Origin of the sequence: Devosia sp. FJ2-5-3 (genome assembly GCF_029201545.1) — a bacterium.
In the GTDB taxonomy this organism is placed as follows: Bacteria; Pseudomonadota; Alphaproteobacteria; order Rhizobiales; family Devosiaceae; genus Devosia.
The window spans coordinates 3,583,943-3,596,642 of the sequence record NZ_CP104007.1 but is presented as its reverse complement, the minus strand read 5'-3'; the positions used below and the strand labels follow the sequence as shown (position 1 = coordinate 3,596,642).

Here is a 12,700-nt window from a genome sequence, read left to right as displayed (position 1 = left end):
CAGCGGGGCGGGCGGTCGCATGTCAGAGCTTTCCGACGGTCTGGTCGAAGACCCGCAGCAGCAGCGCATCGATGTCGATGTTTGCGGCCCGACCTTCGAAATTGAGCTGCACGCGATGGCGCATGACCGGCAGCAGCACGGCGCGAAGATCGGCCACGGAAACATGGTTGCGTCCGGACAGCAGGGCGTGGGCCTTGCCTGCCACGGTGAGCGCCTGCGCGCCGCGCGGGCTGACACCGAAGCGGACATATTTGGCCACGTCCCTGTCGCCAGACGCGCCCTTCGGCTGCGTCGCGATACAGAAGCGCGCAATGGCCTGCTGCAGGGTCAGCGCCGTGGGCACCGTGCGGGTGTGCAATTGCAGCGTCAGCAATTCCTCCGGCGTGATTGCCTGCTCGACCTTGGCGTGGTCGGCGCCGGTGGTGGCCGTCAGAATGCGCGTCAGCACATCCTCGCTTGGATAGGCCACGTCGATGCGGAACAGGAAGCGGTCGATCTGCGCCTCTGGAAGCGTATAGGTCCCTTCCATCTCGATCGGGTTTTGCGTTGCCAGCACAAAGAATGGCTTCGGCAGTTCCATCGTGGCGCCCGCGGCCGAAATCGTGCCCTCCTGCATCGCCTCGAGCAATGCGGACTGGGTGCGCGGGGTGGCGCGGTTGATCTCGTCGGCAAGCAGAAGCTGGGAGAAGATCGGGCCCTTGCGGAACTCGAGATGCGCGCGTCCATCCGCATTGGGCACCAGCACGGATGCCCCCGTGATGTCGGCCGGCATGAGGTCGGGCGTGAACTGTACGCGCGCAAAGCTCAGCCCTGCGACCGTGGCCAGGGTGCGGACGAGGAGTGTCTTGCCGACGCCCGGCGGACCTTCAAGCAGCACATGCCCGCCCGCCATCATGGCGATGAGCATCAGGTCGACGACACTCTCCTGGCCCACAACGGCGCTGCCAACAGCAGTTCGTGCCGCTTTCAGCGTTTCCCTCAGCCGCTCGAGGTCGGCAATTGCAGCGTCAAGCTGCGGCTGTGATGCTGTCATCGGATAGTTCCTTCTGGGCGCAGGCCATTGGGGGCGCGGACCGAAGCTGTCGCAGGTCGGCGAGATGAGAAGCCGCGATAGCGGAGTGTCAGTTCGAGGAGGAAGAGGGCAAAGGCGATAAGGCACCACACCGGCCAATTACGCTCCCAGGCAAAGTCGAGACGTCCGGCAAGATCCGAAGCGGCCGCAGCAGAGATTTCTCCACTTCCGGTCGCGGCGGCCAATGCAGCAGCGCCGCCAGCGCGCGAGAAGTCATAGATCGGGCTGTAGGAGTGATAGTGGACGGCACGCTGGGCCGCGTCGGTCGCATCGCCCCCCAGGGCGACTTCATACCGACCAGTGGCGCCCAGCATTGCGCGCCCCTCGTACTGACCGGGTTTGACTTCCGTCAAGGTCAGTGGGGTCGTGCTGCCATCCGGACGCGTCACCATGGCGACAAGGGTCTGATCACGGAGCGGTAGCCCGCCTTTATCCAGCGCGCTGACATCTATAGTCAGGTACTCCCCGTCGCTTGCGAGCGCGAGCGTTTCGCCGGGACGTGGGGTGATGGGCTGGAACTGGGTCAGAATGTCCTTCCACAGTGCCCCATATTGCGGCAGCCGTTGCCAGGCCTCGGACCAAATTCCCGTTGCGTCCGTCGCCAGCGCCAGCACCCGGCCATTGCCATAGCGCCAGGAAGCCAGGATCGGCATGTCCCGTTCCTTGCTGTCCCGAGCGGTGACGAAGAGCTGCGCGTCGTCCTTGGCCGTCGTCCCGACAAAGCCGAATAGCGGCGGCAGCTGGCGGGGTAAGGCGGAAAGAAAATTGGCGCCCTGCCGCGTCCAGACCGGTTGGGTCATGCCTTCCTCGACCGGCGAGCTCAACAGCATCGCCTCCTGGGAGAGGATCGAGGGCAGTGCTGCAAAGTCTGTAGAGATATGCGCAGCGCCCCCGCCCAGTTCGGCAATGGTGCGAGCCGCTGCAGAATCGGCGCCCTGTCCAATGGCGACGGCTGACACGGTCGCGCCAACGCCACGCAATTCTCCGACCACTGCAGTATAGTCCGCCGGCTGGCTCAAACCGTCGGTCATCACCACCACATGCTTTGCCTGCGCATCAACGCTGGCCAGCAATTCGACGGCCTCCTTGAGGCCGGGCAGAATATCGGTGCCGCCGCCCGGGTCGAACCCGCTCAACGCCGCCTGCACCGCGCCGGGAGAATCCGACAGGCGGGTCATTGGGAGGACCGTGCGGGCCTCTGCGTCGAAGACGATGATCCCGACCTTGCTCTGCGGGTTGAGCAGTTCCGTCGCCGACACAGTGGCCATTTTGGCGACGTCGAGGCGATTGGCCTGGCCGACGGCCTGCTGCATCGAGCCGGAGCGGTCGAGCACGAAAACCATGGCCACCTCGGGCGCGTCCTGCGGCACGCGGCTCGAGAGCGGCGACAAGGCCTCCAGCGGCGTGCCGAAATAGCCGCCGGGGCCATAGCTGTTGGGTCCGCCAAGGATGACCAGACCCATGCCGTGCTCGGCCACCATTTGTTCGACCAGCGCCTGCTGGGAGGTGGTCAGGGCAAGGGCCGGCGTGTTGAGCAAGACGATGCCGCCATAGCCCAGCCAGTCTTCGGCGTAGAAGGGCATCTTGCCCGATGTCAGTATGTTGGCTTCGATCCCCTGGTCCGCCAGGAGGCGGGCAAAGGCCTCGCCATGGGCGGGGTCCGCGGTGACGATGGCGATTGGGCGGGCTGGGGTCGCGTTGACATAACGGCCTGCCACATTGTTCTGCGGATAGGCATCGTCATGGATAACGCGCAGTTCCACGAGCGCGTCCTCGTTGTCGAGCCCCGGCAAAACCGTCTCGATCCGATTGCCCCCTGCGGCCAGCATCTGCTCCTGGCTCGCAATGATCTCGCCATCCACCACCAGCTCTATCTCAACGGTGCGGGCCGCAGCACTGTGAACCAGGGCCGTCAGCGTCATCGGCTCACCGGGCAGGATCACATGCGGAATGTCGAGCCGTTGGACGTAGATCTCGTCCGCACCAGGTGCCACGGAGGCCAGATGGTGCACGATCGCCTGTCCACTTGAGGCCTTGCGTTCCAGCTCGGCATCCCGCTGGGCGTCACCGGACAGAATGATATGCGCCTGCTGATCGGGTGGGATCATCGCTGCGGCCAGATCATACCCGCTTCCGAGATGGGCAATCCGGGCGGGTCCGCTGCTGGTGAAGCTCTGCTCCTCAACGCCGGTAACATTGGTCACCGGGCCGCTGGCGAGAACGGGGCCGACAAGGTCTGGAGACGCCCCGTCAACCGGTGAAATCACGACCAGCCCGTTGGCATTGTGCACCCACGGCAGGGGCAGATTGATCATCGCCGCGAAAAGCAATGCGAGCGTCGCCACCCGAAGCAGTGAAATCTGCGGCAACCGGCCTCTGCGCCGCGCGGTAATGACGGCCTCGGCTGCCAATATGATGAGCGCCAGGCCCACGAGCCAGGGCGCGAGGCCATAGGGCAGCTTTGGATAGGGCAGGGCCTCGTCTTCGGTGTGGGAAACCGGGGCCTCGACATGCGGTGCATTGACGGCAAGCAGCTTTGCCTGGTCGTCATCCCCGATCTGGAACAGGCCGGCTCGCAGCGGAACGAACGCCCCATCCGGTACGATTTCAGCCGGAGCACCGGAGTTGTCGAGGCTGATGATCGGCTGGCCAATGAGGCGGGCATCGAGTTGGCACGGACGCCCCGCCACGCAGTTCGGCGCCGTACTCAAACCGGGATGGGCCCCCATCCAGTCGATGAGATTGGAAACGAACACCGGAAAAGCGTAGAGATCGGGCCAGTTCGAGGCCGCCGGGTCAAAGCCCAGTCGCACTTTGCGCCCGTGCTCCGTGGTTGCGGCCGTGATCAGCGCCACGCCATTGGCCGCCAGAAGCACGACATCATCCGGCGTCGGGGCAAGGCCAGAGCCCACGCGGATGGTGAGGGAAGACCAGTCAATATCGCGCGACAGAGGATGGTCGCTGACCCAGAAATCGGGATCGACATCGTCCAGCGCGGCGCCATCGGCCTCGACGCTAAGCACATTGGTCCGCAATCCCGTGGTGTCACTTGTCCCGTCCACAAGGACGAGGCCGTACTTGCCGGCATCACCGGTCAGCGCGGGGTCGCGAGAAATCTCGATACCGTCGACCGCATTGAGCGCCCTGAGCAATTGCTGGTCGCGCTCGCCGACATAGACAACTTCAAGGGCCTGCGGCTTTGCATCGGCGATGAAGCGGAGTGGCGTCTGCGCGCCACCGGTCCCAATCGTAACAGTGACAATGCCCGGGCCAGGGAACTCCAGCGGGATGGAGATATTTGCCCGGCCCGACGTGCCCAGCTTGATGTCCCGCTTGGCCCAGTCGAGCGGCGTACGCTCGGCTGCAGTGGCATAGTGGACAAAGAGCGTCTCGGTACCGGTCCCATCGCCAATGGCCTCGCCCTCGAGCGTCCAGGCGTTCTTGTCCGCGTCGGTGAGGATGAGATTTGCGACGATCTTCGGGCCCCGTTCGGCCGCAGCCAGCGGCCGGTGGGCAAATGTGAGCTCCGGCCACGCCTGCGCCAGCGGCTCCACTTGGCCCGGCGCGCCGATCGTCAGGATTTCGGCGCGCTCCTGGTCAATGAGCGTCGTCTCGATCAGGCGAACTATTTCTGGCCAGTCGGTTGCCCCATCAGTGGGCCGCAAGCCGGCAAGCGCCTGGTGCAGCCGCTCATCCTGCCAGGACCAACGGGCGGCGACATAGTGTGGAAGAGGCCCGCCGGCGATAATTGTGAGGGTCTTGGGCGTCGGCCCGCCACGCCCGGTAAAATCCGCCGTCAGCGAGGCTAAAGCCTCGGTCAATTGGCGCGCCTGTGCGCTTGCGTCGCCCTCAGCCGCACTCGTGTCCACAACCACGACCAAATGATCGGCGACATCCTGCCGGCCCCAAAACGGCGCGGCGAGTGCGGCGGCAAGCAGGCCGACAGCGATCAATTGGAGCACAAGCGCGAGGGTGATCGGGGGGATCAGCCGTGCCTTGCGCTTGAAACCGGCATTGCCGCGCAGCTGCTGCCAGATGGCGAGGCTGGGTACCACCTGTCGATATTCGCGTCGGCTGTGCAGAAACCACACATATCCGGCCGCGAGGACCAGAAGCCCAAATAGCGGAGCCGCAAAACCCATCATTGTGCGGTCCGTTCAAAGTAGCGCGCGGCGACACTGCGTGCCGAAAGGGGAATGAACTCGCGGTCAACCGGCTCGGTCGACCCTGTTCCGGCCTGTCCGCCAATGCCGGTGGCGGCGCCGGCGACATTGGTGAGGTTTGCGTCCGGCACGATCTCGATACGAATGCGTGCGCCCTCTGCCTGCGGTTCTGCACTGAGCAGCATGTCTTCCGTGGGCTCGAAACCCAGCCGGGCAAATTCATTGTCAGCGCGGAAATCTTCCTCGCCGAGGCCTGCCGCGTGAGAGACGCCGCGTCCCGAATCCAGTGCGGCGCCGACAGGGGTGGCCCCCATTGCCGATATCTCTTCGTCAGTCATGGCTTGTGGGTTCTGCCCGAGAGTGAGGCCCTCGAGATTGCCCGAGGCCTCCGGATCGGCAGCGGTCAGTTCCGTCTCGCCGGAGCCTTCGCTGGCATCCAGCGCCATTCCGTTGTCCCCGCCACTGGATGTAAATCGCTCTTCGGGCGGCACATAATAGGGGTCGACTGCCAGCTCCAGAGGTGGTTGCGCGCCCGGCGCATCAGCCGGGTCCATCGCCGCGAGCGCTTCGTCCAGTTCGAGTAGCCGAGAACCCTCGGTCGAACCGAGCCAGCTGGGCGCCTTCTCGCCATAACTGGCAGAGGCCTGGTCGAGAAGATCGTTGATCTGGCGGGCCATCTCCTCGTCGAGGGGGCCATCCGCCGCTTCGACGATCTTGTCGGCAAGGGTCTGGGCAATCGCCTCAAGCAGGGCATCGTCACGCAGCTCGGCATCCGTGGCCAGCATTTCGGCGATGCTTTCGATCGTGGCCATCTCCGCGATCTCCTGCTGATCACTGGCGTCCGGCGCCGCCACGATCATGGGCGCAGGCAATCGTTGGACGGAGACGACGGCACCAGCCAGCAGGGCCAGCGCAACGAGACCAGCCCAGAAGCCCGTGGTGAAAACCGTCACGATCCCGGCATCGGGGAGGGCGCCCAGACGCGCCTCGATCATTTTGATGAACTTCGCGACCACCGGTCCGTCGACCGGCGCGGAAGCGCGCGCCAATTCGACCGCCGTGCCAAATCCCTCTTCCAGTCCGCCCGCCTTGTCCAGATGGAAGGCTTCGGCAAGCGGCGATGGGCGCAGGCTTTCGGTGATCAGCAGCCAGGCCGCGACGGTCACGCCGCCGACAATCAGCGTTGGGAGAGCCGGAGAGACGGCAAAAAACCCCATGCGCGCCGCCATGAGCACTATGAGATAGGTGGCACACGCCGCGACAGCGCCGGCCAGCGCGGCATGGATGACATTGCGAATACTGCGCCGTCTCGCAACGACGCTGAGCGGCGCCAGGATCGAGGCGTAGGTGACCTCCAGATTGGTCACATCGCACCGGTCAAAAACAGCGTCGCCAGGGCGTTGAACGGCGTTTGCGGCAGGCTCTTGTGAAACACGGCGACAAGTGCGGTAATTGCGATCGAGATCAGGAAGTGCCGTTTGACCAAAAAGGCATGCGCCTGGGGAGCGACGCCCTGCAGCGCATAGCCGGCCAGGAAGGGTGGGAGCGGGACGACATTGAATGCCAGTGTCCAGGCCGCGATCTGCGCGATCTCGCGAATGGTCCAGTCGACGAAGCCGGCGCTGCTGGCGGGCCAGTAGCTTGCCACATAGGGCAGGAGCAGCAGGGCGAGCTTGCTGGCCACCAGCGTCACCACCGCTGCCGCGAGTGCGGCAATGGCCGGGGCCCATCGCCCACCCCGGCATTCCGCCGGGTCGATGCGCAGTGGCTTGATCCAGCCTACGCGTCCGAAGACGCTGGATACGATGGCGAAGAGATCCACATGAAGGATGGGATTCGGCTTCAACCTGCCTTCATAACCAACACCCTTGTCGCCGAGCAGGCGCGCGGCGGCGGCGAACGAAACCCCGAGGATCGTCAACACGATGGTCGCTGCGATAAGGCGCGACAGGACCTGCGGAAAGGTTAGATCGAACACGCAAAATCCTTTGGCGCCCTGATGCTTTTGGCGGCTGGACTAGAGTGAGGCAGGGCGGCGGTCAGAAGGCCCATGCTCATTCCTCGGGGAGTTCGAACTCAGCCAGGAGGGCGGAAAACTCCTCGCTCGCGCGCAATTGGTTGATCGCAGTATCCAGCATTTCGCGCAGATAGGTCTGGTTGGACGGCAGCGCGATGGCAAAGGGCTGCGGCTCGACACCGAATGGCGGCGTCACGATCTGGATATCGGCAGCGCCCGGCTCGGTCTGCGCGGCGATGGCCACGGCAGGCTCCCAGACCACTGCGGCCAGCAGGTCGCCGGATGCGAGGGCGCGAATGAGGCTGACATTGGATGCATAGACCCGGCGCTTGAGCTTGTTGGCCGAGCTCCTTGCATAGGCGCGCACCTGCATGTCCGAAAGCGTGCCGACGCGGCTGCCGAACTGAGAACCTTCGGGCAATTGATCGAGTGCCGGCGGGGCGTCCTTGGCAAAGGCAAGCGCAAAGCGTGGCGTGTAATAGGGCGACGTCGTCGTCAGCCAGGAGTAGGTCAGGTCCATGAACGGCATGGGAAAGCCCAGTACCGCGTCGCAGTTCTCGCTGAGCTGGATGAACAGATCTTCTTCCCCGAGGGCAAGATCATAACCCCAGGGCGCAGGCGCGACGGCATATTTGAGTTCGTAGAACTCGGCCGGAACCAGCAGCATGTCGGCCAGGGTCTGGCCCAGGGCACGGTCGAATTGTGCCAGCGAACTGACGGGATTTATGCAAAAGCGGATATTTCCGCCCGCGTAGACCGCGGTGTTCACCATGTTGTCGGGAACGACACGACGGAATTGGGCAGAGGAGGGGAGGACAGATCCGAGAAGAGCCACTGACAGGATCAGGGCACCGGTTAGGCTGCGTACGAACATGTTTTTCCTCCAAAGAGGGAAGCGGCCCTTGGGCCACCTCCCGATCAAGCCTTTAACAGGCGCGTATCAGCAGATTATTTCTGCGGAAGGGCGAAAACGACCACTGCGTTGCCGCCTGTCACCACTTCGCGGGGCGTAAGCGCCACGAAGGGGGCAATGTCGAGCCAGGAACCAACCTGGACGGCAATGTACTGACGTCCGTCGACTTCGTAGGAAATCGGCACGCCACCGACCGAAGACGGAACGATCGCTTCGAACAGCACGTCGCCATTGTCCTGGTCAAAGGCACGGAAGCGACGGTTGGTGTCGCCACCGAACAGCAGGCCACCCTGGGTGGACAGCAGCGAGGTGGTGAAGTCTTCCTGGTCGAGGCTCCAGAGTTCTTCGCCGGTTTCAACGCTGATCGCGCTGATGGTGCCGATATTGGTGGCGCCCGGTGCCATGACCGGAGGCGACAGACGTATGTCGTTCGGCAGGGTCACGGACTGCATGCAGTTGTTGGACAACGGCGTGTAGATCGCGTTGGTCAGCGGGCTGTAGGTGCTGGTGAACCAGCGACGGCCGCCCGACGCAGACGGGCAGACCAGCATGGACTGACCGATTTCGGTCGGGATCATGTCCAGTGGGATGCTCGCACGGCCGGTTGCAGTGTCGATATCGGAGATGACGTTCTGGTAGACGGTTTCACGTGCCCAGAGGAATTCGCCGGTCGCAGCGTCCATCGAGTAGAAGATACCGGTCTTGCCGGGGATACCGGTCACGACGCGACGCTCTTCACCCGGGGTGACGTTTGGGTTGATCCAGCGGACTTCATCGGCGTTCGGTGCGATCGCGGTGTTGACGAGAACACGTTCGAACGGATGGTCGAGGTCCCAGTGGTCGCGCAGATGCTGCTGGTACCACTTGAGCTCACCGGTATCGGCGTCGATGGCCAGGGTCGAGGTCTGGTACAGGAATTCCTGCGCATCCAGATCTTCGACGCTGTCGAAGTTCGCGAAGTAGAACTTCGAGTACGGCGAGGTCACCGAAGTGCCGAAGTACACGAGGTTCAGCTCGGGATCGTAAGCGGGCGAAATCCAGCTGCCGACGTGGTGACGCAGGCTGTCGTCGACGCCGTTCCAGGTTTCGCTGCCGGCCATGTCGCCGTGCGGAAGCGTGTGGAAACGCCACATTTCTTCGCCGGTCTTCATGTCGTGAGCGGTGAGGAAACAGGTCTCGGGGCCACCGACGGGGGTGTCACCGCTCGGCTGCTGGGCGCAGGAGCGACCGGAGATGGCCTTGCCGTTGACGATGATCGGGCCAGGCGTGGACCATGCCCAGCTGTCCTGGTCGCGGAGCTGGGTTTCCCAGGCGAGCTGACCGGTCTTGGCGTCGAGGGCAACGAGATAGTTGTCCTTGGAGCTGAAGACGATCAGATTGTCCCAGATAGCCATGTTGCGGGTGGCAACGATCATCGGGACGTTGTCGGGAAGCTCGCGCTTGTATTCCCAGAGCAGGTCGCCATTGGTCGCGTCGAGGGCCTGGATGATGTCGCGCGGATGCGGCACGAACATGACGCCGTCATGAACCAGCGGCGTACCTTCCTGGTAGCCTTCGGTCATGCCGCGGGACCAGACGACCTGCAGGTCGCCAACATTTTCCTTGGTGATCTGGTCAAGCGGGCTGAAGCCCTGGTTGTCCAGCGTACGGCGGTAGCTGAGCCAGGAACCCGGATCGGGATTCTGGATCATTTCGTCGGTCACCGGAGACATGTTCTCCAGCAGGTCCGACTGAGCCAGCGCGGGCAGAGCTGTCAGGACAAGAGACGTCCCGATCAAAAGCGCAGATAGTGCTTTCACCTTCAACATTACCTCCTCGAAGATGTGAAATTCGGTAGTCGTGGTACGGGCGCGATTGTCCCAACGCTTCCGGCACCAACCCAAAAAAGGATGCGGCCCTTGGGTCGCATCCCTCACTTTCAAACCGGCCGATTACTTCTGTGGCAGGGCGTAGACGACGATGGCGTTGCCGCCCATCGGGATGTCACGCGGAGTGTTGTCGACATAGGGCGTCATATCGAGCCAAGAGCCGACAGGCACAGCCACGTACTGACGATCGCCGACTTCATAGGTGATCGGAACGCCACCAACGGCGGACGGAACGATCGTTTCGAACAGTACTTCGCCATTGGTCTGGTCATAGGCACGGAAGCGACGGTTGGTGTCGCCACCGAACAGCAGGCCACCCTGGGTCGCGAGCAGCGACGTGGTGAAGTCTTCCTGGTCGAGGCTCCAGAGTTCCTCGCCGGTCTCGACGCTGATGGCGTTCAGGCGGCCAACAACGCTGGTGCCCGGTGCGAGGACGTCCGGCGACAGACGGATGTCGTTCGGCAGGGTCACCGACTGCATGCAGAAGTTCGCCAGCGGCGAGTAGATCGCATTGGTCAGCGGGCTGTAGGCACTGGTGAACCAGCGCTTGCCACCGGCGTCAGACGGGCAGACCAGCAGCGACTGACCGATTTCGGTCGGGATCATGTCGAGCGGGTGCGTGGCGCGGCCAGTGGTCGTGTCGATATCGGAGATGACGTTCTGATAGGTCGTCTCACGAGCCCACAGGAACTCGCCGGTTGCAGCGTCCATCGAGTAGAAGATGCCGGTCTTGCCGGGGATACCGGTCACGACGCGACGCTCTTCGCCAGGAGTGACGGCCGGATTGATCCAACGCACTTCGTCAGCGTTCGGCGCAATCGCGGTGTCCACGAGAATACGCTCGAACGGATGGTCGAGGTCCCAATGGTCGCGGATGTGCTGCTGGTACCACTTGAGCTCGCCGGTGTCGGCGTCGAGGGCCAGGGTCGAGGTCTGGTACAGGAATTCCTGCTCTTCCAGCTCTTCGACGCTGTCGAAGTTGGCGAAGTAGAACTTCGAGTAGGGCGAGGTCACGGACGTGCCGAAGTAGACCAGGTTCAGTTCCGGATCGTACGAGGGCGAAATCCAGCTGCCGACGTGGTGACGCAGGCTGTCGTCGACGCCGTTCCAGCTTTCGCTGCCGGCCATGTCGCCATGGGGCAGGGTGTGGAAGCGCCACAGCTCTTCACCGGTCTTCATGTCGTGAGCGGTGAGGTAGCAGGTCTCGGGGCCACCGACGGGGGTGTCGCCGCTCGGCTGCTGGGCGCAGGAGCGACCCGAAATTGCCTTGCCGTTGACGATGATCGGGCCAGGCGTGGACCATGCCCAGGCGTTTTCGTCACGCAGCTGCGTTTCCCAGGCCAGCTGGCCGGTCTTGGCATTGAGGGCAACGAGATAGTTGTCCTTGGAGCTGAAGACGAGCAGGTCGCCCCAGATCGCGATGTTGCGCGTGGTGATGATCATCGGCGCGTTGGCCGGGACTTCGCGCTTGTATTCCCAGAGCAGGTCGCCGGTGGTGGCGTCGAGGGCCTGGATGATATCGCGCGGGTGGGGCAGGAACATCACGCCGTCATGGACGAGCGGAGCGGCTTCCTGGAAGCCTTCGGTCATGCCACGGGACCAGACGACCTGCAGGTCGCTCACATTGTCCTTGTTGATCTGGTCAAGCGGGCTGAAGCCCTGGTTGTCCAGCGTACGACGCCAGCTGAGCCAGGAACCGGGATCTGGGTTCTGGATCATTTCGTCGGTCACGGGAGACATGTTCTCCAGCAGGTCCGACTGTGCGGCGACTGGCAGCGAAGTCAGGGCGAGAGCCGTCCCCAGCAGCAGCGCTGATAGCGCATTCATCTTCATTTGTTACCTCCGTGAAGATTTTTAGTTATGAAATTACTTTGACTGGAGCGCCCCTCAAGACGCACGCCCCCCAACAGCCTGAAGGCGTGCACGAAATAGAGCGCGCAGGCCATCAGTCAGCGTCTCGAACAGAGAGCTGTGAAAATGCTCGATGCGGAAGAGAAGGGCCCGCCCGGCATGCCGGGCGGTCCAGTTGCGGCTAGGAAATCCTAGCGGAAAATGCCGATTTCTTCGGGAGTGACCGGACCCAGGGTATTGCCCCAGGAATTACGGATATAGGTGGCGACTGCTGCCGCTTCTTCATCCGTAAGGAAGTCGAACTTCGGCATGAATTCACCGCCGTGGTAAACCTGCGAGCCGATCAGCACGATGTGCTTGATGTTCTGGCTGCCAGCGAACTTGCGTTCAGCCATGCCATCCACACCGTGGCAAGCCGCACAATTGTCGGCGTACACGGTGCCACCCAGTTCCATTACGGCCGGGTCGATTTCAGCTGCGGCAGCGTCGGCCGGTTCCGCGGCCTGGAAGGCCATGGTTGGAGCGACGGACATGCCGGCAAGAGCGAGGCTGGCCACTACGGCCGCAGTTGCGAGTGCACGCTTCAAAACTTCCTCCGAAAAACAACGCTAAAACAAAAAAGTGAGGTGCAATGTCGCACCGTGTGCCAATTCGTCACGGAATGTCAAGTTGCGCATCAATGGTTTAGCTCCGGGAGGTGCTTCCGCGGGTGGAAATGCGCGTGCCATAATCGAACCACGATTGCCTAAAAAAAGCCCTGATATGACCAGCTTAGGTGTGCTTGGGAGAGGCTCCAAACTCGGTCCGCACGTAGAA

General features: G+C 63.1%; 8 protein-coding genes. All 8 read right to left on the bottom strand.

Translation table 11 applies throughout. The features are described 5' to 3' along the window. Positions 1-22: 22 nt before the first annotated feature. The 8 genes from N0P34_RS17285 to N0P34_RS17250 all read right to left on the bottom strand — a co-directional run bounded on the left by N0P34_RS17285 (position 23) and on the right by N0P34_RS17250 (position 12,471). Complete coding sequence (locus N0P34_RS17285) at positions 23-1,033, bottom strand: MoxR family ATPase (protein WP_275604462.1); 1,011 nt, start codon at positions 1,031-1,033, stop codon at positions 23-25. Further along, complete coding sequence (locus N0P34_RS17280) at positions 1,030-5,217, bottom strand: VWA domain-containing protein (protein WP_275604461.1); 4,188 nt, start codon at positions 5,215-5,217, stop codon at positions 1,030-1,032. The genes N0P34_RS17285 and N0P34_RS17280 overlap by 4 nt, the downstream gene beginning before the upstream one ends. Beyond that, positions 5,214-6,602, bottom strand: coding sequence for a hypothetical protein (locus N0P34_RS17275; RefSeq protein WP_275604460.1), 1,389 nt, complete (start codon positions 6,600-6,602; stop codon positions 5,214-5,216). The genes N0P34_RS17280 and N0P34_RS17275 overlap by 4 nt, the downstream gene beginning before the upstream one ends. After that, positions 6,599-7,213, bottom strand: coding sequence for a hypothetical protein (locus N0P34_RS17270; RefSeq protein ID WP_275604459.1), 615 nt, complete (start codon positions 7,211-7,213; stop codon positions 6,599-6,601). The genes N0P34_RS17275 and N0P34_RS17270 overlap by 4 nt, the downstream gene beginning before the upstream one ends. Positions 7,214-7,289: 76 nt before the next feature. Beyond that, a complete protein-coding gene (locus N0P34_RS17265) occupies positions 7,290-8,126 on the bottom strand; it encodes a transporter substrate-binding domain-containing protein (protein ID WP_275604458.1) in 837 nt (278 codons plus the stop codon). Between the two features lie 74 nt (positions 8,127-8,200). Continuing rightward, positions 8,201-9,964 carry a PQQ-binding-like beta-propeller repeat protein gene (locus tag N0P34_RS17260; RefSeq protein WP_275604457.1) on the bottom strand — a complete coding sequence of 588 codons (1,764 nt, stop codon included), beginning with the start codon at positions 9,962-9,964 and terminating at the stop codon, positions 8,201-8,203. A 132-nt stretch (positions 9,965-10,096) separates the two neighbouring features. After that, complete coding sequence (locus tag N0P34_RS17255; protein WP_275604456.1) at positions 10,097-11,866, bottom strand: PQQ-binding-like beta-propeller repeat protein; 1,770 nt, start codon at positions 11,864-11,866, stop codon at positions 10,097-10,099. A 209-nt stretch (positions 11,867-12,075) separates the two neighbouring features. Further along, a complete protein-coding gene (locus N0P34_RS17250; protein WP_275604455.1) occupies positions 12,076-12,471 on the bottom strand; it encodes a cytochrome c in 396 nt (131 codons plus the stop codon). Between the last annotated feature and the right edge of the window lie 229 nt (positions 12,472-12,700).